We start from the raw sequence: 22,405 nt of genomic DNA, 5'->3' as shown, positions 1-22,405 counted from the left end.
CTAAATATAATCAAAAAGAAAGTTTGCCAGCTCATCCTTTTCAAAACTGGCAAGGCAAGAGGAAAACCACTATGACGACATTTCCACAAGTAGTAACAATTGCAGGCTCTGACAGCGACGGATCAGCAGGTATGCAAGCTGATCTGCACGGATTTTTTATCCGTGATGTGTATGGTGCAAGCATTCTGACGGCTGCTGTGGCGGGAAATTCTTACGGGATTCATGACGCGGTCAATTTGCCGACAAGTTTCATTGATAGTGAGTTTAAGGCGCTTTATGACGATTTTGAGATTCTTGCTGCAAAGACTGGCATGCTTGCGAATGCTGAAATCATTGGCAATGTTGTCAAAAATCTGAAAACCTATCATAAAGGGTTTCTCGTGGTCGATCCTGTCATCATGACCAAGCACGGGAATCAGCTCCTTGAGGAAGCTGCTTATGAAAGCATGCGTAAAGATCTGATTCCGCTTGCAGATGTGATAACTCCGAATTTTTATGAAGCGCAAAAATTAGCTGAGATGACGATTAACTCTGACGAGGATCAGATTTTAGCGGCTGAGATTTTACAAAAGCTGGGTGCGAAAAATATCGTGGTTAAAGGATGTCACGATGATGACACACAGGCGCTTGTCAAAGATTACTTGCTCTTAGAAAATGGACAAGGTCAGTTTTTGACTGAAAACTATGTCAAAACAGATCGGATCAATGGTACAGGAGATACATTTGCAGCTGTCATCACGGCTGAGTTAGCCAAAAATCCTGATGTTGAACGCGCAGTTAAACTTGCAAAAAGTGTTGTACACGCAGCGATTGCAAGTCCGATTGAAGTTGGGCATCAGTTTGGACCGATTAACCATTTTACTGGGAAGTAGGACTAGAAAATAGTCCAATAAAATAACACTTTTAACTAAGTGTTATTTTTTTCGCACAACTTTCAGTCATAAGAAGTCAAAATAGTGATTATTTTCAGAAAATTCTGTTGACAACTTGTGTGAAATGTTTTACAATATATAAATAAGAGAAATGACGATTGTTTTTATCGGGAAAATGAGGTGAAAACTCACATGATAAAAAAGAATCAAAAGGAGAAAAAATGTCTGAAATTACAACGTATCAATATTATGTCGGTGGCAAGTTTGTCAACTCAACATCTGGAAATTTGATTGATATCGAGTGTCCCTATGAAGATCGCGTGATTGGGCGCGTGCAAGCCATTTCAAAAGAAGAGGCTGACGCTGCAATTGCTGCGACAAAATCTGCACAAATTGCCTGGGCAGATACCGATTTGTTTAAGCGTGCTGAGTTGCTAAACAAGTGGGCTGACCAGCTGGAGATTGATGCGAAGGATATCGCACAAATCATCATGCAAGAAGTTGGAAAAACTTGGAATGATGCACTAAAAGAAGTGACGCGGACTGCGGACTTCATCAGATATACAGTCCAAGAATTTATCCACACAAACGACAGCTCTATGTCTGGTGAAAACTATCCTGGTGGTTCAAAAAATAAATTTGCCATTATCAAGCGCATTCCTTTGGGGACGATTCTTGCGATTTCACCTTTCAACTATCCGGTCAACTTGTCTGTGGCAAAACTTGCGCCGGCACTGATTTCAGGGAATGCTGTCGTCTTCAAACCCGCGACACAAGGGGCGATTTCTGCGGTGAAGATCATCGAATCATTTGACAAAGTCGGCTTTCCAGCAGATGTGTTACAGTTGATTACAGGCAAAGGGTCAGATATTGGCGATTATGTCAGCGAACACGAAGGCATCGACATGATTTCCTTCACGGGAGGTGCAACGACCGGTCGTCATCTGTCAAGCTTTTCAACGATGAAGCCGATGGTGCTTGAGCTTGGTGGAAAAGATCCCGCTATCGTTTGTGCCGATGCTGATATTGACAAGGCCGTCGCTGAGATCATGAGTGGCGCTTATAGCTACTCGGGTCAGCGTTGTACGGCGATTAAGCGCGTTTTGGTCAATGATGCTGTGGCTGATGATCTTGTTGCACGACTTAAAACGGAAGTTGAAGCACTAACAGTTGGCATGCCTATCGATAATCCTGTGATTGTGCCTTTGATTAACAAAGGATCAGCTGATTACGTGGCAGACTTGATTGCAGATACTATTGCTGTTGGTGCGGACTTGCTAGTTGGCAATAAGCGCGAAGGAAATCTGATTTATCCGACCTTGTTCGACCATGTGACGACAGATATGCGTTTGGCTTGGGAAGAACCGTTTGGACCGGTATTGCCAATCATACGTGTCGCATCAGATGAGGAAGCAATCAAAATCGCTAATGCGTCAGAATACGGCCTACAAGCCTCAGTTTTTTCTGAAAACTTCTCGCGTGCAGTTGCCATTGCAGGCAAAATCGAAGCAGGTTCTGTCCAAATCAATGGTAGAACAGAGCGCGGACCAGACCATTTTCCGTTTTTAGGTGTGAAAAATTCTGGTATGGGCGTGCACGGTATTGCTAAAACGATTGATGCGATGACACGTGAAAAATTAATTGTGGTGAATCTTTAATTGCTGAGATAACTACTGGAATGTTTTTTAGGTATCGATCCGCCTATCCCCTTAACAAACGCGCTATCAGATTCGACATTTTGGAGATTAGCATTCACAAAGTTTGAAAACAATCGTCAGATTGAACCTAAATCTTTGACCAAATCTGACCAATGAGATATAATAGAGTTATCAAAACATAAGGAGCTACAAACATGGCACTCATTCCTACAGTCATCGAACAGTCAAGCCGCGGTGAGCGCGCTTATGATATTTACTCACGTCTTTTGAAAGACCGCATCATCATGCTGACAGGCGAAGTTGAAGATAACATGGCAAATGCTATTATCGCGCAACTTTTGTTCCTGGATGCACAAGATTCGACAAAAGACATCTACCTTTACATCAACTCACCAGGTGGTTCAGTATCTGCTGGCCTTGCTATCGTTGACACGATGAACTTTATCAAATCTGACGTACAAACGATCGTCATGGGCGTTGCAGCATCAATGGGGACAATCATTGCCTCGTCTGGTGCTAAAGGCAAACGTTTCATGTTGCCAAATGCTGAGTATTTGATTCACCAACCAATGGGCGGTACTGGTGGTGGTACGCAACAAACAGACATGCAAATCGTGGCTGACCATTTGTCAAAAACGCGTAAAACACTCGAAAAAATTCTCTCTGACAACTCAGGTCAAACCATTAACAAGGTCCACAAAGACGCTGAACGTGACCGTTGGATGTCAGCTGAAGAAACATTGGATTATGGCTTTATCGATGAAATCATGAATCGCAATGATTTGAAATAAGCTGAATTCAGCAAACTTAAAAAACTCGCCAGATGTGCGAGTTTTTGTTATAATAAAACTAATGTTGACAATAGATGAAAATATATTAGCTTTAGATGACTTGGCAGATGATGTTGCGCGTGCTTTTCTTGCCTTGCCAATCGTGACTGAGTTTCAGAAAAAAGTCGCACAGTTTGAAGCGGACGAGCGCTTGCAAGAAAAGATTCAGCGCCTAGAAGAAAATCGAGCTTTTATTGCATTTCGACCTGAAATTCGTGAGCTTCAAAAAGAAATTTTGATGGATGAGACGATTTATCAGCTCAAGATTTCTGAAAATGACGTGCAGACGACATTATCTGATTTAGCAAAAGAAGTGGCAAGTACGGTTTCCGACGGGATTGTGGTCGATGAAAACTTACCATTTAAGAAAGGCGGCCACCATGCCCACCACAGAAATAACGCAAAATGATAGAATGAGTATGATGAATCTGAACACAGACAGCCATCAGGACATTGCAGACAAACTCAGCAAACTTGATGAAAAAGACGAAATTAAACCGCTTGAGATTATTGGGCGGACGGCTGTTTATGTTTTTTACAGCAGCTATAAGCATGTGCGCCAGCTTACGCGTTTTGGGAATCTGGCTTATAGCAGCAAAAAAGCGCGTTATGCGCTCTTGTATGTCAATACTGACGAGCTTGAGCAAATTTTACCTGCGCTTGACAAACTGCATTTTGTGAAGCAAGTCAAGGTGTCAGAACTTGATAATCTGAACCTAGACTTTGCAGCAGCCTTTCAAGAAACCGTTTCTGACAATCAAAAAATAGCTGAAGCTTGAGATAATCTGGCCTTAGCTATTTTTTATTTTAATGTTGTGTGATGACTTGCAACTGCTCTTGCGCAGTCTGATGATGCAGGTAGTCGGTCACCTGATTTTGTGTCAGATAATTGATCAGAACGGCGTCGTTGCGAGTGATGTCATAAATCAAACTTGATGGCAAGATTGTCAGTTTGTCTGCGTGGAAATTGTGCTGGCTTCTGATGAGACTTGCTCTTGCAAACTGATGATTTCTGATGAGGTCTGCAACGTCAAAATCAATCTGATGCAGGATTTGCCTGAGTACCTGATTATTGTAGTCGAGTGGTGTTTTGCCAGTCATAAGTGTTTGAAGCGCACTCAGAAAAGCACGTCCAGCCTTGCGCCCAGCAAAATTGACAGTCAGAAAGTCTAGTGTCACACGTTCCAAGCGGTCAAAGACAGCGTTATAAGTTGTCACGTCTTTTGTTAAATGGTAAGCGTCTCGAGTGTTTCTGACAGCCGTCGGCGTGATGAGTGGATTCAAAAACCAGTCATAAGTTGCTGTTTCAAGCTGATTAAAGTCAAAGTCATCGTTAAAAAGCGTAAAATAATGTTGAATTTCGTAGGTCAACCTGGTTCCCCTTGTTTCATAATTGTTGCGTATTTTCTTTACCCAAAAACTAGTTTATCAAAATTTCGTGATAAAGAAAAGTAAGATACAAATTTTAGAAAATCAGGCAACCGAAAAATCGCTAAACAGATATTAAGGCATTTTGCCAATGGACTCTAAAAATCGGACGACTTTACTGCGGGCATAACGGTACTCGACCTGTGTGGTGCGCAGAAAATCACCAAAGTTTTTCTCGCCGATCTTGGCATCCGTGACTTCGACTTCGAGTTCATAGTCTGTTTTACCTGAATAGTCATTTTTGTCAAGCGCCATGAGGCCGATTTTCGTCATATATTCGCGACGTGTTGTGGTGAGCGAACCTAGCGTTTCAATGCGTGATGTTTCGATGTCAAAACCGTGTAAAATATCCAAGATTTTTGAAATGTTGATGCAGTTTTCAGGCAGGTGACGACTTGCAATTATCGCCATCGCCTCTTCAAGCGTCATGGCAACGTTGTGCTCTAAATTGCCCACTTTTTGTGGGACTTTTAAAGTCATCTCAGCGGCATCATCAAACGTCCGAATCCGCAAAGACAGCTTGTTTGCACGTAATTTCAAATCCGGCGTGTCAAAGTAGTGGTTGGTCTGGCGAATGGGTTTGACATGGCTGAAAAGTTTGCCAAGCTTGTCGTATTCTGCGAGACTGAGCAGTGTTTTGTATTCGATTTCAAGATTAGTTTTCATAGAAAATCCTCATGTTTTATGGTAAAATAAGTAGTAATTATTGTTTTAATTGTACTGAAAAAAAGGAGAGAAGGCAAGTCTTTTGACGTAAATCTGCTGGCAACAAAAAATGTTTCTGGTTAATAATCAAAAAAACTTGTCCTTATACTTGTCCATATGGCAGAAAAATTTAACTGGGAAGAATTTCTAGATCCCTATATTCAGGCGGTCGGCGAGCTGAAAATTAAATTGCGCGGTGCGCGCAAGCAATATCAGAAAAAAAATCGCCATTCGCCGATTGAATTTGTGACGGGGCGCGTGAAGCCTGTCGAGTCAATCAAAAATAAGGCACGCTTGCGTGGTTTTACGCCTGAAAATATCGAAGAAATGCAAGACATCGCAGGCGTCAGAGTCATGGTCCAGTTTGTAGAAGACGTCGAAGAAGTGCTTGAGTTACTCCATCAGCGCAAAGATTTCAAGATTGTCCAAGAACGAGACTATATCAATCACCAAAAAGACTCAGGATACCGCAGCTATCACGTGGTTGTCGAGTACCCAGTTGAGACGATTGATGGCAATAAGCTCATCCTTGCTGAAATTCAAATCAGGACACTTGCCATGAATTTTTGGGCGACGATTGAGCACTCACTCAACTACAAATATCAAGGTGCCTTTCCAGAAGAGCTGAAAACAAGGCTCGCAACAACGGCTAAAATCGCCTTTGCGCTCGATGAAGAAATGAGCAAAATTCGTGAAGAAATCCAAGAAGCACAACTTTTATTTAGTCCGCCAAGACGTAAGGTTGATGATGGCGTAGAAAATCGGGATGATTTTGATGAAGAAAACAACTGGTAAAAAAATCTGGATTGTCAAAAATCATTATGATAAAACAGCCAAAATCGCCGCTGAACTTGAAAAAATGTGTCTGGCTGCGGGTTTTGTTTTTGATGAAAAATCACCTGAGATAGTGATTTCTGTTGGGGGTGACGGCACTTTACTTGCGGCCATGCACTTTTACGAAAGCCAGCTGGAACATGTCCGATTTGTCGGTGTGCACACGGGGCATCTTGGCTTCTATGCGGATTTTCAAGAGCATGAACTGCTAGAGTTGATTGTGGCCATTCGTGAGGAAGATCCTAGCGAAGCCTTTCAGTATCCGCTTTTGAAAGTTACAGTCAAACTTTCTGACGGCACGATTAAAACGCATCTTGCGCTCAATGAATCCGTCATCAAGCGTGGGTCAAAGACTTTAGTTGCAGATATTGAGATTTCAGATTTTCTGTTTGAAAAATTTCGTGGCGACGGCTTGTCCGTCTCGACTCCGACAGGCTCAACCGCTTATAATAAGTCGATTGGTGGCGCAGTCATGCACCCGCGTGTTAAGGCCTTTCAAGTGACAGAGGTCGCGTCATTAAACAATTTAGTCTACCGCACGCTTGGTGCGCCGATGATTATTGCCGAAAAAGATACGGTCAAGTTTGTGCTTGAAAGTGCCAGTGATTATCTGCTGACGGTGGATCAGCTGGACTATGCCTATGATGAGATTACAGAAGTGACGTATAGCCTAGACGGTGGGACGATTCGTTTTGTCAATGGTGGGCACACAGGCTTTTGGCACCGTGTCAAAAATTCATTTATTGGGGATGTCAAGTGAGATTTGAATTTCAAGCCAATCAAGACAACATACTCTTGAAAAATCTGCTCAAGCAGCACGGCATCTCAAAAAAACTACTGGCTAAAATTAAGTTTGACGGCGGTGAGTTGCTGGTAAATGGCACACGTCAAAACGCGATTTATAGGCTCTCTGACGGCGATCAGGTGACAGTGGTTATACCACCAGAAACAGCCACACCGACGCTCAAACAGCAGCATATGACGCTCAGTATCGCCTATGAAGATGCGCATTTTCTATTGATTGATAAGCCAGCAGGCATTGCCAGTGTGACAGGTCAAAACTATCCTGATCAGACCATGAGTAATTTTGTCGCGGGTTATCTGCAGGCGCAAGGCTATGAAAATCAAAAAGTGCACGTGGTGACGCGGCTAGATAAGGATACGTCAGGTCTTATGCTATTTGCCAAGCACGGTTATGCGCATAGTCTCATGGATAAAATGCTGCAAAAAAAAGGTCTGACCAAGAAATATTTTGCCTTGGTGCATACGTCAGAGGCGCTCAAAGATTCTGACGAGATTTTGGCCCCGATTGGTCGCAAGGACGGCTCGATTATTGAGCGAGCGGTGGTTGATGCAAGTCATCCGACAGCAAAACAGGCGCACACGTCCTATCAGCTGATCAGTCAAAATCAGGAATTTAGTCTAGTTGATATACAGCTGCACACAGGCAGGACGCATCAGATACGGGTCCATTTTGCGCATCTGGGGAGCCCGCTTTTGGGGGATGATCTTTATGGTGGTTATCGTGATAAGATTGCGCGTCAAGCGCTACACTGCCATTTTCTGAGGTTCACGCATCCATTTACCAAGGAAATCATCGCACTAGAATCCGACTTACCACTAGATATGAAAGGAGTTATCAATCATGAGTGATGAAATTGAGACATCTCAAGAAGTTTTTGAGCATTTACAGCATCTTTTACGGACAAATGAGATTGCTGCTTTTCGTGAGGAATTTCTAGATCACCATATCTACGATCAGTCACAGTTTTATCTGGATTTCTCAGACGATGAGCGCCTTGAGCTCTATAATGTCTTGTCGCCTGATGAATTGTCAGAGATTTTTGATAGCATCGATTTTGACGAGGTCAACATTGAGCCATATCTGCGGGAAATATCGCCAGAATATTTGTCTGCAATCTTTGATCAGATGTCATCAGATAATGCTGCAGATATTTTGATGACTGTCAATAAACGGGAGCGTCGTGCGATTTTTACACTGATGTCGCCTGAGAAAGTCACAGAAATCCGCAACCTCATGCACTACGACGAGGAAACTGCAGGATCTCTGATGACAACAGAGTTCGTCGCCGTTGTCGCCAATCAAACGGTCAAATCAGCCATGACTGTGATCAAAAGCATTGCCGAGGATGCGGAGACAATCTACTATGTCTACGTTTTGGACACTCAAAAGCAGTTACTGGGCGTGATTTCCTTGCGTAGCCTCCTGATTTCTCATGATGACGTGCTGATTTCTGACTTGGTCAATGAGCACATCATCAAAGTAGATGTTTCGGAGCCGCAAGAACGTGTGGCTAAGTATTTCAGAGACTATGACCTACTTGCCTTGCCCGTTGTCAGTCATGATAATATCATGCTTGGTATCGTCACGGTCGATGATATTATCGACGTTATCGATGACGAAGCGCAAAGTGACTACTCAGGACTTGCCGGGGTTAATACAGATAATCTCAACCAAAATCCCGTTCAGGCTGCAGGAAAGCGCCTACCATGGCTAATTGCACTGTTGTTTTTAGGCATGGGGACAGCCAGTCTGATTGACCATTTTGATAGCTTGGTGAGTCAAGCGTCAGTGCTTGCTATTTTTATCAGCCTGATCACTGGGACAGCCGGGAACGCTGGCACACAGTCCCTTGCGGTCTCAATTCGCAGGATTTCAGTCAATGATGAAGAAAATAAATCATTTATCAGCTTGATTTTGCGTGAAATCGCAACAGGCCTTGTGACAGGTGCGGTGACGGGGGTGACGATTTTCGCCGTTGTTAGCATTTGGAAAGGCAATATCATGCTTGGTCTTGCAGTTGGTGTTGCCATGTTTTGTGCCATTACGGTTGCTAATCTCGCAGGTTCTCTGATCCCAGTTGGCATGGACAGACTTGGTTTTGACCCAGCTGTCGCATCAGGACCATTTATCTCGACCATGTCAGATTTGACCAGTGTTTTTATTTACTTTTCAATTGCTGGCATGTTTATCAGATTCTTTACATAAAAAAATCAGTTCTGACATCAGAACTGATTTTTTAGTGTCGTACTTTATTTGACTGCGACGATTTCAACGACAAAGACGAGTGGTCCAGAGACTTCTTCAGATGGTGCGCTGCTACCGTAAGCTTTGCTAGTTGGAATTGTCAGTTTGTAGATACCGCCGACTTTCTTGCCAGTCAAGCCTTCAGTCCAGCCAGGGATGACACTGCTAAGTGCGAACTCAACAGGTGTTGCCTTACCTCCTTCTTGTTTGGTGCTTTCAAAAAGGGTACCTGACGCATTCCAGCCGTTGTAGTTAGCAGAAATGGTATCAGTTTTTTTGACAACTGCGCCAGTGCCTTCTTTCAAGGTTTCAACCTTGAGCTCAGTAACTTTTGCAGCGTCAAATTTTTCAGGTTTTGCTAAGTCAGTTGTTACCACGTACTTAGGAGCCGCTGCACTGCTAGATGCGGTTGTAGCCGTTGCAGTAGTTGCAGTAGTTGCTGTGACAGCTTTCTTAGGCTGATTTGCAAGGACAACCAAACCAGCTGTTGCAAGTGTCACCACCAAAACAATGATCGTGATGAGTGTGTTATTATTTTTATTTTCCATATTTCATATTTTATCACAAACTCTGCCTGATTTGGTGAGATTCTCGGGAAAAATTTTTGCTTTAAGCTTGATTTTAGTTAAGATTACGTGTCATGGTTTTCAGAAAATATGTTATGATAGAATAGATGAAAAAATTGATACAGAATATTTTAAGAATATCAGCAGATTTTAAGCTGCCAGATGCTGAGATGAGTCAAGTAGTTTATCGCGGCTTACGTCTTCCGTTTGCCGTGTGGTTAGCCATAACGTATTGTGCTGGCATTGCATTTAGCGCTGAGTGGATGTCTTCGTTTGGTGTCGTAATGGCACTTAATCTAGGAACAATTGGATTACTGTTATTTCTATTGCCTTCTAGAAAATTATGGCAACGACATCTCATTATCGGGGCACAACTTCTTGTTACATTGCTGATAGCTCAGTTCGAACCAGATTCTTTACGTACGATTTTAATGATCGGTGGATTCCCGATACTCGTTGTCGAACTGTTATTGTTTTATGAGCATTGGCGCTTGCAGGTCATCCTGTTAAGTATGGGACAAGTTGCTTATATTATTTATGAAATTTTTGTCAGATTAAGCAATGTTCTACTGATAGAGGCGCAGCTCCTGACGCTTTGGGTTATCGTCTTCTATTGGTCACGCTATTACACAAGTTTGCTAGAAAAAAAACAGCTAAAAGATGCTTACGCTGAGTTGGAAATATCCTATCACCAAGTGGAACACCTATCTGCGCGAGTCGAACGTGGAAAAATAGCCCGCGAATTTCATGATACGGTCTTGCAAGATGTGATCGCTGTCACCATGCAGTTAGAAAATATTACAACCTTGCTTAAAGACCAACAACCGCAAGCAGCACTGACGTTGAGCGAACACGCCCTTGTTTTATCCCACGAAGCCACGGTGAACGGCAGAAAAGCTCTGTCAAGTTTGCGTGATGAAACAGAAAAAAGAACACTGTCGTTTAACGAACGTCTCGTCATATTGAAGCAAATCTTTGAAGAAGACTTCCAGCTCACGCTACAAATCAATGGTAGGCCAGATAAGATTGATCTGGCGCCTGGAACGATAAATGAAGTGATTAAGATGGTGTCCGAAGCCTTGCGCAATGTCGTTAAGCATACAGGGACCTCGGTGGCAATTATGAACGTCATCCCACAAGGAGAAAATGTGGCAATCTCAATAATCGACTTTGGTGATGGCTTCGATGAAACTGAGCAAAACAAGTCAAATCATTTTGGACTCAAAGGGATGAACGAACGTGCTGCCAAAATTGGCGGCAGCGTTACCGTTGATAGTGTGATTGGTGAAGGCACGACAGTTAAGGTAATAGCACCAACAAAATAAAGGAGAATCATGATGGAAATAATGTTAGTTGATGACCATGTGGTCTTACGTGAAGGTTTGCGGGCGACTTTGATACGACTAGATGAGTCAATCAAAATTGTTCACGAAGCGAGTAATGGGCAAGAAGCGCTCGATTGGTTGGCGGACAATAATGCAGTACCAGACATAATCTTACTTGATGTTAAAATGCCAGTTTTAGATGGTGTCGAGACGATGAAAAAACTCGCAGCTGATTACCCTAGCATTTCCGTCGTTGTGTTGACAACTTTTGACGAGACGCAAACTGTCAAAGAAATGGTACAACTTGGTGCAAAAAGTTATCTATTGAAAGACGCGGAGCCAAGCCAGATTTATCAGACGCTTAAGCGCGTGAGCAACGGCGAAGTGGTTTTATCTGATAAGGTGGTCAACCAGATTTTCTCTACGCCAACCGAACCAACTGTAAACTTAACGCCACGAGAACAGCAAGTATTGCAGATGTTAGCAGAAGGCTACCGCAATAAAGAGATTGCTGCAGAATTGTATTTAAGCGAACGCACCATTCGTGCTGAGCTGACTTCTATCTATAACCAACTCGGTGTTGAATCTCGCTCTGAAGCAGTTTCATTGGCACTTCGTCAAAATTTAGTCAAATAATTTCAAGAAGTACAATTGTGCTTCTTTTTTTACCTAAAAAGGCAGAAAAGTTTACCGTTTTATACGATGTTTTTGTGGCAAAATTTCAGTAAAATGAGACATGTCCGGGGAAAAATACCAAAATATAGGAGAAAACATGATAAAGGGTAAACACGACTCAAAGTTAAACGTCGACAGGAAAAACACGAATTTCCGTTCGTGGAAAAAAGGTAAAAACTGGCTTTATGCCAGTACCGTTTTGGCTGTCCTAGCAGGTGGCGCAGCGGTAGCAGGACAAACAGTTGTAAGCGCAGATGAAAATACTGCGGCAAAAACAACTCAAACCAGCACCCAAGCGTCAGCTAAAACGTCCGAACCACAATCACAAAGCAGCGCAGTAACACCAACGCCAGCAGCATCTGAAGTGCCAGCATCAAGTGAAACTGCTGCACCAGTGCAAAGCGAAGCATCAACTCAAGCAGAAGTAGCGTCTCAAACAACAACAACAACCCAAAGCACAACAACAAGTGCCGCACCTGCTGAGTCAGAAACAGCAGCAACAACAGAAGAAAAAACAACTGCTGAGCCCAAAGCGGCAGCAGACCTTTCGTATACGCAAAAAATCATCTTGACTTTCCCTGATGGGACAAGCAAAACTTTGACACAAACAGTCAAAGCAGGCGAAGACTTTGCAGCGCAAGACTTGACTAGCTATACAGTTGCAGGCTACGACGCAGTCATCACAGATGCAACTGGTGCAGTTCTTCCGAACGTATCAGCAAGCACAGCAGACAAAGATGTCACATACACCGTTACTTATAAGAAAACTGCTGAAACAGCAGACACAACAGCAAGTGCTGAAACAACAGCAAGTGCTGAAGCAAAAACAAGTGCAGACACAGCAGCCTCACCAGTAACAGAAAAGTGGCTGGCAGAAACTGCTGAAACAGCACAAGCACACAAAGACGACATTGACGAGATCTTGGACCAGTCTAACGCACAAGCAGATGCCAGCGACACAGACACAGTCGTGAGAAACACAGCTATCTTAGCACTCGCCAACCACCAAACGCAAGAATTAGCAGTAGTCAAAGCTAACTTGGCGTCACTTAAAGCGCTTGATCCAAAAGCATCACTCGAAGACGTTCAAACGCTTTACACCCAAACAAATCAAATCATCAGCGACATGGCACAAGAAGTAACGCTCGCTGGTGCTATGTTGGTTGAAGATAAAAAAGGTGCTAACGCAGCACAAGTGCAAGCAGCGCAAGAAGCCTACCAATCATTGGTTCTACCGGTCAACACCAACGCCTATGTGTCAGCTTACGGTGACTTGATCATCAACGCAGCAAGTGCTAGCGACTATAACAACGCGGTAGCTGCGATTGACGCACAAGGACTAACAGGTGCTTTCCGTAATATCGTTGACCCAGATGATATTTCAGCCTTAACAGACTTAGAAGCAGGTGTTCACTCACTTGCTGGTACTAACTCAGCAGTTACTGATGGTAAAACATTTACAGCAACTGGTGCAACGACTGCCACTAATAAAACAACCGGCACCAACGTGACAACTTTGACCACTGCCGACCAAAACAAAACTGGTTATTTAGCCTTAACTAAACAAGTTGACATGACATCAGCATGGTCTTTGGACTATAACATGAACTTTGCTGGATTGAATGCCGATATTCAAAAAGGTATCAATCTGATTATCGTGTCATTCATGTCTTATGGTGTTGGTGATTCTATGGGCTTGATTATTACACCTGCCATGCCTAACCAATTAACAAGTGGACAAGCTGGTGGTGGACTTGGTATTCAAGGCTTAGCAAATTCTGTTACTTGGGGAATCGATTTTTGGAATAACGCTGCAAAATCTGACTCAACTACTACAGGTGCTAATAAAACAGCTGGTGATTCAAACTTAGGGATTAATCCAGATAATACAACATCATTCTTTGGCCTTGGAAACAGTGCAAACGCCGCCACTCAAGTTGCTGGTTTCCGTTCAACTGATGCATCTGGTAACTTGATTGATGCAAGTAGTGACGATACTGATCAACAAGTGATTGCTGATAATACACCAGGTATTCCAGCATTGCCAAAAAGTAACGGTAGTTGGACAAACAGCACAACACCACAACTCGCAATTCATGCAGTAGCTAATTATACTTATGACGCCGCAACTGGTCTTGGTACTTTGGTAGTGACTTTGCCTGATTTGAACATGACTTTCACAAAGTCATTTACACCGCCAGCCGCTTCTGAATCAATTGGCTTCGTTGGCGCTACTGGAAGTAACACGTCACAAATCGGTGTTACAGTCAACAGTTTCTCTGGTAACTACGGTACTGCTAAAACAACAGTTAATTATGTCGATGCTAATGGTCAAACAATTCAGCCTTCAACTTCTTTCATTGGTAACGTTACTGACCAAGTAGCAATTACTGGTGTAACTGCTTTGCCTGCCACAAAAGATATTCCATTAGGAACAACAACTTATACTTACAATGCACCAACTATTGCCGGTTATACACTCAACACAGTGTCTTCACCAAAAGCTGGTACAGCCTTGATCGTTAACAATGATGAATCAAAGAACGTGATTACTTTGGTTTATACGGCAAATCCTGACTCAGAAAACATTGTTTATAAGTTCGCTGATGGAACAACATTTGCCGACCATGGTGTCACTTTGAATGCAGCGGCAATTGATGGTTCAACCAACACGGTTGCAGGAACGACAACAACACTTAAGAACAGTACATCGGCATTAACTGCTACAGCAGCTAATAAAGATAAGTACTACATCAATACTGCAACTCAAACTGTGACATTGATTGGTCAAACTGGCACAACATTTAACGTGAAAGTACCAGTAGTTTCTGGTTATGTTGCGAGTGTATCTGCAGTGACTGGCAAGTATGCTGTTGGTCAAACTTATACAGTCACTTATACGCCACAAAAAATTAATTTGACCTATCAAATTCAACAACCTGATGGTAGTTATAAAGTAGTATCAGCCGCACAATTACCAGCCGGTGCTGCATCGAGCGTACAAGTTAACGCTGCAACCAGCGCGACGCCAACAACTGGCTTCACATCCGCCTGGGCCCAAGCTGCAGGATTAATTCCAGTTGGTTATTCAGTTACTAGCGCAACCTATAACAACGCAACAACTGCTTTGCCAGCAACATATACAACAACGGGTTTGACTTCAACTGACGGCATTAACTACTCGGCTGTCATTGATATCAATACACAAGCTAATGCAACGCAACCAACTGTTATTTATCGTTTGCGTGATGCTAACAAAAATGTTTTGATAGCTGATTTATCAAAAGCTGGGTTAACAGACGCTAGTGGTAACCCAATTACGTTTAACACAACTAACGTAACAGGCACAGTTGGTACAGTTGTAAGTACAACACAAATTCCAGCCAGCGACCAAACTATTCCTGGCTTAACATTCCAATCAGTAACAGCAGCAAATACAGGAACTGTTGCAACTGGATTGAGTGCAACGAACGCAGCCGGTAATGTACTTTATGCTGTTGATGCAACTGGCAAGTCAACAACCACTGTGTACCTCAACTTTGTTTCTAATCCTGTTAATGTGACTTTGAACTACTTATCAAGTGCTGATGGTACTGCAACTGGCGCAACGACTTTGACAGCCGCTGATGGGACAACATCAGGTACTGGTACAGGACTTGTTGGCACAACTAGCTTCACGTATGCTGCCCCAGCAATTCCTGGTTACACATTGGCTTCAGTAACTGACAAAGCCGGTAATATCTTGTATGATGGCACTGGTAAAGCAGTGAACGCATCAACGCAAGTCGTATCTAATGTTTTGGCAGATAACCAATACAACTTGATCTATAAAGCTAGTGCACAAACTGCCACAGTCACTTTCGTTGACCAAAATGGTAATGATATTCCAACGTTAACAGCCACAACAATCAACGGTACAACCAACCAAGCAATCACTGCAACTGGTACTGGCAAAACTGCAACAATCAACGGCACAGTTTATACAGCACCAGCTGGATACACTTACGCAAGTACACAAATTAACGCAACAGGTACAGCTGATGATGTCTTCACAAATGGCACAAACACTGTTAAAGTAACATTCACAGCTGCTGCGGCAACTGCCACAGTGAAATATGTTGACCAAAATGGTAATACAATTGCTGCTTCACCAACATCAATTACTGCAACGACGTCAACTAATGCCGCAGGCACAAAATTGGCATCAGCAGTTGTTGGATCCGTTATCGATACTTCAAGTATTCCAACGGTGTATACTGGTTATGCAAATGGCGTGATTACTGGACCAACAGTTTATTCGGCTGATCCAGCTCAAAATGTTTTGACAGTGACGTTTAATGGCTTGCCAACAACAGCAAATATTATTTATTACGATAGTACGAATGGTAAAGCTTTAACACCGGCTGGTTTACCAACTACAATCGCTGGTAATGTCGGTGATTTGTTGACTGCGATGGCAAAAACAGATGCACCGGCAATTGATGGTTATACTTTGCAAACAACTGGTGTGCCAATCTATGTTGGCACTTCACCTGCCCAAAGTGCCGCATTCAAAGCAAACGGCACGTTGAATGAATATGTTTTGTATACCGCCAAAAGTGTCACATACCAAACAAATATTTATTCAATTGATCCAATCACAGGCGACACACAAATAATCGCTGGTGCGACATTAGCAGGAGCAGTATCACAAACTGGTAAGGCGATTGCAACATCGAGTGCCTACGCTTCAATGGATAACTTGAAAGCAGCAGTTGATGCGCAAGTTCAATCAGCTGCTCCTGGTGGTTACACATTCTCAAGCATTGATGGTACTTTGCCAAATGGTGGTACAAGTGCTGCGCCAACTTATGGCTATAACACTGCAACTAATGGTGTGACAACAATTAACTTCTACTACACGGCAACACCACAATCAGTCACAGTCAACTATGTTGATCAAAATGGTAACTCAATTCCTGGCTTAACAACTAAGACTTTGACTGGTGGGACTGGTTCAGTGTACGGCATCGATACACCTGATATTGATGGATACACCTATGTTTCAACCGATGATGCAGATGAATCAGCAGGTACAGATCCAGATGGCAACAATATTGGCTATATCTTCTCAACCACTTCAGATAAAGCAATTGTGAACTATAAGGCAGCTGATGTATCATACCAAGTGAACTATGATCTCTTGGATGGTGATGGCAACATTATCGCTGGTTCAAGCGGCACATTAATGCCTGCCACAGTTGTTGGTACAGTTGGTTCAGAATGGACTTATGCAGCCCCAGCTATTAATGTTGGTGGTAACTTGTACACACCAATCTCAAATGCGTCACTCGATGTGAAGTTGGCGCCAAACGCTGCTGAAGGCACGCCAACAATCGTAACTGTTCAATATCAGTTAGCGACTGAAACTTTGACTGCACACTATTTGTTGGCAGGTACTAACGTAACAATTGCACCAGACCAAGAAGTAAGAGGCGCTGATGGTAGTGCTATTGCTGATGTTGCACCAGACTTCTTAGCAACACCTGCCAATCTGCCAGCTGGATATGTTGCAACTGGCACACCAGTATGGCAAACTGATGCCTTCACTGTCCAAGCAGATGATGGTTCTGTGATTGTTGGTGCCGCACCGACTGTTGATCCTGCTAACGCGGATAAGACATTCCAAGCAGGTACTAACACAGTAACTTATTACTTCACAGTAGCACCAACAGTGACATACCATTACGCTGATGGTTCACAAGCTGATACCACAGCAACCCCAGAAGTAACTTTCAGCACTGGCACAGCATTTACAGTTCCTGTTGATGGTGCACCAGCTGGCTATGTTTCTGATAAGGGTACAACGATTAGTGGCAACGCTGATGGAACGCCTTTGAACCCAGCTGACTTCACAGTGACTTATACACCAGTAGCTCAACCTTTGACTGTGAATTACATCTTGAAGGATGCAAGTGGTGCAGTAATTAAAACAACACCAATCACAACATCAAACTTCAAAACAAACCAAACAGTAACAGCAGCTGACTTGAAAGCCGCAACAGCTTATGCAGTACCTGCTGGTTACGAGTTGGTAACTGATTTGACAGATGATATCACAGTGCCTGCTGGTGGTGCTACATATGAAGTAGAATACCAAGCAGCGCCAGTGACTTTGCCAATCAATTATCAAGTTAATGGTGCGGCACCAAGTGCTGCCTTCACAACAGCAAACGCCGCAGCTTTAGCTAAAACAACTGAAACAAGTGCTGATGGTACAAGTTTCAATGGTGGAACTTATACAGTTTCACCAATTGCTATTGCTGGTTATACAGCTTTGGCAACAACTACTGGCGGAACATTCACTGCTACTGGCACTGAATTGCCTGATGGTAGTTGGGCTGATGCCAAGGGTTCTGTCACAATTAACTATGTGGCAAACCCACAAGCAGTAACAATCGTTGCTCAAGATGCAACAGGCAAGACATTTGCACTCGCACCCGCATTTACAGCGATGACTGGTAAAACAGATGAAGCTCATGACACATCAGTTGAACCGTCAGACATTACTGTTGCAGGTTATGATGCTCAGATTTATGCAAATACCGTTTCTGCTGCAAACAAAGTTTCTGACTTTAGTGGCACATTTGCAATGAATGGTTCATCACTTGCGATTACTAAATATATTGTTGTTTACACACCTAAGAAAGCAAGTGCAGTTGTGACATTTGCAACTGATGGTACTGGAAATCCAGTATTACCTGCTAATGTCACTTTGAATGGTGAAGTAGGTGCCGGAATTCTTAATGCTGATGGATCAGCTTATGTTGCACCTGCAATTCCTGGTTATACAGCAAGTGGTCTAGTAGATGGGTTATATTCAGCTGCAGATGTTGATTCACCAGAATCATTCACAGTAACTTATTCTGCAAACGACCAAACAGCTCCTATCACAGTAACCGTTTTGGGAACGGATGCAATCAATAGCTCAGCAATCTTTGCTCTGCAAGGACAATCATTAACACAAGTTGATCGCACATTTACTGGTACATTGGCAAGTAAAACAGACACTGAAGCTAGTTATACATTGACCGCACCTGATGGTTATAAGATTGTTGATGCTGACGGTAATGATGCATCAGATACACAAACTGCTACCTTTGCAATTCAACCTGATGGCACAATCACTGGTTTGAACTTCTATTTGCAAGCTACTGATCAAAATGTCACAGTAAAAACTGTTTACACAAACGGTGCAAAAACTGTTGCTGATCAAACAATCTCTGGCACAACTGGTTCAACTCAAACAATTACTGTCCCTGCAGTTGCAGGTTATACTGTCGACTTTAATGCTGATGATGCATCATCCTTGACAGATAATGGTGATGGCACATATTCATATGTTTTGCAACCAAGCGACGATAACGTGTTTACAATCACGTATTCACCAGTTGACCAATCAATCCCTGTAACAATCGTAGGACCTGCTGCAGCAACAAACTTGTTGACTGGACTGGCTCGTGCAACAGAAGATGGTAAGACTGATGCGCAAGTTGTTGATAACACTGACTACGCTGCTGCTGTACCTGGTTATGTCGTGACTTATTCATATACTGATGCAGCTGGTTCACATAATGTGGACAGTTTGAGCGATCCAGCGTTGACATTTGCTGTTGATGCATCTGGTAAGACTCTAATTTCAGGCATCACAATTACCTTAACACCAACGCCACAAAAGTTAGATTTGGCTTTGGATGATTCAAATTTAACTGACGCTCAAAAGACAGTTGTTGACGTTAAACAAGATATCTTGATAGCAGCTAACACTGCACAAGATGGTGAAGATTTGCCAGCTACTGAAGGTGCAACAGATACTTCTAAGGTTATCTTGACAGCTGATCAATTAGCAGATTTGCAGATTCCTGGATATACTTATCACATCACTGATGCTGATGGTAATGATGTGCCAGTTGATGCAGATGGTAACTTGAGTCACACGTTCACGGCCGGCGATGAAACAGCATGGACTTTGAGCTACAAGGCAGACTCACAAGCTGTAACAATTAACTATGTATTGCCAAGTGACCCTGCCCAAGTTGATGCCATTAACGCGCTCGTTGATACAGATTCAGCAACAGTTAATGGGGATACCGACGTAACAAAGAATTTGTTGTCTGCTTCTAGATTGTATGTACCAGGTTATGTTTACACAATTACTGATGCTGATGGCAATGTTGTTGCAGCCAATGGGGATGATTTAACTCATTTGTTTACTGCTGATGATAATAGTGCATACACAGTTACTTACACCGCAGCCCCTCAATCGATCAACATCAACTACGTACTTGGTGCTAAAGATGCTGATGGTAACATTTCAACTGATGGTTCATCAATCGCATCTGATAAGTTAATCGCTGGTTCAACTACTTCTGATGCAGGTTATTCTGATTCAGGATTGTCAACAGCCTTAACTGGACTTGATGCAACTATCTATGGTGGTACTAACTCTGGATATTCATATACTTTCCCAACTGTTTCTGGATACACTGCGTACTTGTTAACTAAAGATGGTGATGGCAATGCTGTATATACTGAAGCAATCTCAGCTAGCGGTACATTCCTTTCAAGCAATAACGCTGACATCACTATCGTTTATGTACCGAATGCTCAAGACATTACTTTGAGTGCTAGTGGTATTGATTCAGCTAACGGTAAATATAGTGTACTCGCTGATTTGAATGATTCAACATTGAATGCTGTAACTGATGCTAGTTATGCAGATGCGGTTAACACTGATGGATCAAAAGTTATCGTTCCAGCTGTACCTGGTTATACCTTCACAATCACTGATAGTGAAGGTAATGAAGTTGTTGCTGATTCATCAACAGACTTTGACTTTACTAGTTTGGACAATACATTTGCAGTAAACGCTGATGGTAGTTTAGTTGTTCCTAGTTACACAGTTGTATTTACACCGGATGCTGCTACTAAGTATCAAGTGACTTACGTAGACGCTGATGGTAATGAAATCAAAGCAACTACAAACTCAACTGGTACTACTGACACTGCAATCGTTAACGATGATACTTTCGTTAGTGGTTATAAGTTATCAACTACTGATGGTGCTACAACTATCAATGGTGACGGAACTTCAGTAGTTGTAAATCACTATGTGAAGATCACTATGCCTGAAGAAAGTCCACTTTCTAAAGAACCAAGCGTGATCGCTGCTGAAGATGCATTTAACAATGCAACTAACGAAGAAGATCAACAAAAAGCCCTTGAAGATTTACAAACTGCTATTGATGAAGCACAATCTGCTCGTGATGATGCAAATACTGCAGCTGACGTAACAGTTCCAGTAAACGTATCTGATGATGATAATGTTGCTAAAGCAAAACAAGCTCTTGATGATGCCATTGCTGCAGCCGCTGATGATAATGGAACTACTCAAGATATCTTAGATGCCTTGGATGATTACAACAATGCAGTAGCACAAGCTGAACAAGAAGTTGAAGATGCTAAGTCTGCTGCTACTGATGACATTGAAAACATCCCAGCTAACGTAACTGATGATGACAATGTCAATAAAGCTAAAGATGATCTTCAAGCAGTGATTGATAACCCAGATTCAACAGAAACTGAAGTCAAAGCTGCTCAAGATGCACTTGACGATGCAGTAGCTCAAGCCCAAAAAGAAGTTGAAAATGCGAAGTCTTCTGCTACTGATGACATCAAAAACATCCCAACTAACGTAACTGATGATGACAATGTAAACAAGGCTAAAGATGATCTTCAAGCATTGATTGATGATCCTGATGCAACTGAAACACAAATCAAAGATGCTCAAGATGCATTAGATGATGCAATCAAGACTGCTCAAGACGAAGTTCAAGCTGCTAAAGATGCAGCTACTGATGCCATTAATAACATCCCAACTAACGTTTCAGATGATGACAATGTAAACAAAGCTAAAGATGATCTTCAAGCATTGATTGATGATCCAGACGCAACAGAAACTGAAATCAAGGCTGCCCAAGATGCATTAGACGATGCTGTTAAACAAGCTGAACAAGAAGTTGAAGATGCTAAGTCTGCCGCAACTAATGACATTAACAAAATCCCAACAAACGTTTCGGATGATGACAATGTCAATAAAGCTAAAGACGATCTTCAAGCATTGATTGATGATCCAGACGCAACAGAAACTGAAATCAAGGCTGCCCAAGATGCATTAGACGATGCTGTTAAACAAGCTGAACAAGAAGTTGAAGATGCTAAGTCTGCCGCAACTGATGACATTAACAAAATCCCAACAAACGTTTCGGATGATGACAATGTCAATAAAGCTAAAGATGATCTTCAAGCATTGATTGATGATCCAGACGCAACAGAAACTGAAATCAAGGCTGCCCAAGATGCATTAGACGATGCTGTTAAACAAGCTGAACAAGAAGTTGAAGATGCTAAGTCTGCCGCAACTG

General features: G+C 42.6%; 15 protein-coding genes. 12 read left to right on the top strand and 3 right to left on the bottom strand.

Features of this window, described 5'->3' with window-relative positions:
- Positions 1 to 71: 71 nt before the first annotated feature.
- The 5 genes from thiD (at position 72) to Hs20B_RS08185 (ending at position 4,139) form a co-directional block, all read left to right on the top strand.
- Positions 72 to 872, top strand: coding sequence for a bifunctional hydroxymethylpyrimidine kinase/phosphomethylpyrimidine kinase (gene thiD / locus Hs20B_RS08205; protein WP_172357407.1), 801 nt, complete (start codon positions 72 to 74; stop codon positions 870 to 872).
- Between the two features lie 221 nt (positions 873 to 1,093).
- The gene (locus Hs20B_RS08200) at positions 1,094 to 2,530 is read left to right on the top strand and encodes an NADP-dependent glyceraldehyde-3-phosphate dehydrogenase (RefSeq protein ID WP_172357405.1); all 1,437 of its coding nucleotides are present in this window, start codon (positions 1,094 to 1,096) and stop codon (positions 2,528 to 2,530) included.
- A gap of 194 nt (positions 2,531 to 2,724) precedes the next feature.
- The gene (locus Hs20B_RS08195) at positions 2,725 to 3,321 is read left to right on the top strand and encodes an ATP-dependent Clp protease proteolytic subunit (RefSeq protein WP_172357403.1); all 597 of its coding nucleotides are present in this window, start codon (positions 2,725 to 2,727) and stop codon (positions 3,319 to 3,321) included.
- A gap of 61 nt (positions 3,322 to 3,382) precedes the next feature.
- Positions 3,383 to 3,769, top strand: a complete 387-nt coding sequence (locus tag Hs20B_RS08190) for a hypothetical protein (RefSeq protein WP_172357401.1) — start codon at positions 3,383 to 3,385, stop codon at positions 3,767 to 3,769.
- A 10-nt stretch (positions 3,770 to 3,779) separates the two neighbouring features.
- Positions 3,780 to 4,139: a DUF2129 domain-containing protein gene (locus Hs20B_RS08185; protein ID WP_228407531.1), complete on the top strand. Its 360-nt coding sequence runs from the start codon at positions 3,780 to 3,782 to the stop codon at positions 4,137 to 4,139.
- 28 nt (positions 4,140 to 4,167) lie between these two features.
- Here the strand turns inward: Hs20B_RS08185 and Hs20B_RS08180 are convergent, their stop codons facing one another.
- Complete coding sequence (locus tag Hs20B_RS08180) at positions 4,168 to 4,731, bottom strand: hypothetical protein (RefSeq protein ID WP_172357399.1); 564 nt, start codon at positions 4,729 to 4,731, stop codon at positions 4,168 to 4,170.
- A 132-nt stretch (positions 4,732 to 4,863) separates the two neighbouring features.
- Positions 4,864 to 5,454, bottom strand: a complete 591-nt coding sequence (locus Hs20B_RS08175) for a CYTH domain-containing protein (RefSeq protein WP_172357397.1) — start codon at positions 5,452 to 5,454, stop codon at positions 4,864 to 4,866.
- Between the two features lie 156 nt (positions 5,455 to 5,610).
- Here Hs20B_RS08175 and yjbM point away from each other — a divergent pair, with 156 nt between their 5' ends.
- Genes yjbM through mgtE form a run of 4 tightly spaced genes read left to right on the top strand, consistent with a single transcriptional unit; the run spans position 5,611 to position 9,337 of the window.
- Positions 5,611 to 6,288 (top strand): GTP diphosphokinase, encoded by a 678-nt coding sequence (gene yjbM, locus Hs20B_RS08170; RefSeq protein ID WP_172357395.1) that lies wholly within the window; start codon positions 5,611 to 5,613, stop codon positions 6,286 to 6,288.
- Positions 6,269 to 7,087 carry an NAD kinase gene (locus tag Hs20B_RS08165; RefSeq protein WP_172357393.1) on the top strand — a complete coding sequence of 273 codons (819 nt, stop codon included), beginning with the start codon at positions 6,269 to 6,271 and terminating at the stop codon, positions 7,085 to 7,087. Before yjbM ends, Hs20B_RS08165 begins: the two co-directional genes overlap by 20 nt.
- The gene (locus tag Hs20B_RS08160) at positions 7,084 to 7,980 is read left to right on the top strand and encodes an RluA family pseudouridine synthase (protein ID WP_172357391.1); all 897 of its coding nucleotides are present in this window, start codon (positions 7,084 to 7,086) and stop codon (positions 7,978 to 7,980) included. The genes Hs20B_RS08165 and Hs20B_RS08160 overlap by 4 nt, the downstream gene beginning before the upstream one ends.
- Entirely contained in the window at positions 7,973 to 9,337 is a 1,365-nt protein-coding gene (gene mgtE, locus Hs20B_RS08155) for a magnesium transporter (protein ID WP_172357389.1), read from the top strand. The genes Hs20B_RS08160 and mgtE overlap by 8 nt, the downstream gene beginning before the upstream one ends.
- A 44-nt stretch (positions 9,338 to 9,381) precedes the next feature.
- Here mgtE and Hs20B_RS08150 read toward each other — a convergent pair whose 3' ends face one another.
- The gene (locus Hs20B_RS08150; RefSeq protein WP_172357387.1) at positions 9,382 to 9,924 is read right to left on the bottom strand and encodes an FKBP-type peptidyl-prolyl cis-trans isomerase; all 543 of its coding nucleotides are present in this window, start codon (positions 9,922 to 9,924) and stop codon (positions 9,382 to 9,384) included.
- 125 nt (positions 9,925 to 10,049) lie between these two features.
- Between Hs20B_RS08150 and Hs20B_RS08145 the strand changes: the two genes are divergently transcribed.
- From Hs20B_RS08145 to Hs20B_RS08135, 3 genes are all read left to right on the top strand, one after another.
- Positions 10,050 to 11,267: a sensor histidine kinase gene (locus tag Hs20B_RS08145; protein WP_172357385.1), complete on the top strand. Its 1,218-nt coding sequence runs from the start codon at positions 10,050 to 10,052 to the stop codon at positions 11,265 to 11,267.
- A gap of 9 nt (positions 11,268 to 11,276) precedes the next feature.
- Positions 11,277 to 11,903 (top strand): response regulator, encoded by a 627-nt coding sequence (locus tag Hs20B_RS08140; RefSeq protein ID WP_172357383.1) that lies wholly within the window; start codon positions 11,277 to 11,279, stop codon positions 11,901 to 11,903.
- A 136-nt stretch (positions 11,904 to 12,039) separates the two neighbouring features.
- Positions 12,040 to 22,405, top strand: a 10,366-nt coding sequence (locus Hs20B_RS08135; protein ID WP_172357381.1) for a MucBP domain-containing protein, incomplete at its 3' end; no start/stop codon positions are given.

Source organism: Pseudolactococcus insecticola, assembly GCF_011170065.1.
Classification (GTDB): domain Bacteria; phylum Bacillota; class Bacilli; order Lactobacillales; family Streptococcaceae; genus Pseudolactococcus; species Pseudolactococcus insecticola.
Note: the sequence above shows the minus strand (reverse complement) of the source record. Positions and strands in the feature narration are given on the sequence as shown.

Bases quoted from the DNA above. Each gene is read 5' to 3' on its own strand.
- thiD (WP_172357407.1), top strand. From the start codon at position 72: ATGACGACATTTCCACAAGTAGTAACAATTGCAGGCTCTGACAGCGAC.
- Hs20B_RS08200 (WP_172357405.1), top strand. From the start codon at position 1,094: ATGTCTGAAATTACAACGTATCAATATTATGTCGGTGGCAAGTTTGTC.
- Hs20B_RS08195 (WP_172357403.1), top strand. From the start codon at position 2,725: ATGGCACTCATTCCTACAGTCATCGAACAGTCAAGCCGCGGTGAGCGC.
- Hs20B_RS08190 (WP_172357401.1), top strand. From the start codon at position 3,383: ATGTTGACAATAGATGAAAATATATTAGCTTTAGATGACTTGGCAGAT.
- Hs20B_RS08185 (WP_228407531.1), top strand. From the start codon at position 3,780: ATGATGAATCTGAACACAGACAGCCATCAGGACATTGCAGACAAACTC.
- Hs20B_RS08175 (WP_172357397.1), bottom strand. From the start codon at position 5,454: ATGAAAACTAATCTTGAAATCGAATACAAAACACTGCTCAGTCTCGCA.
- yjbM (WP_172357395.1), top strand. From the start codon at position 5,611: ATGGCAGAAAAATTTAACTGGGAAGAATTTCTAGATCCCTATATTCAG.
- Hs20B_RS08165 (WP_172357393.1), top strand. From the start codon at position 6,269: ATGAAGAAAACAACTGGTAAAAAAATCTGGATTGTCAAAAATCATTAT.
- mgtE (WP_172357389.1), top strand. From the start codon at position 7,973: ATGAGTGATGAAATTGAGACATCTCAAGAAGTTTTTGAGCATTTACAG.
- Hs20B_RS08150 (WP_172357387.1), bottom strand. From the start codon at position 9,924: ATGGAAAATAAAAATAATAACACACTCATCACGATCATTGTTTTGGTG.
- Hs20B_RS08145 (WP_172357385.1), top strand. From the start codon at position 10,050: ATGAAAAAATTGATACAGAATATTTTAAGAATATCAGCAGATTTTAAG.
- Hs20B_RS08140 (WP_172357383.1), top strand. From the start codon at position 11,277: ATGATGGAAATAATGTTAGTTGATGACCATGTGGTCTTACGTGAAGGT.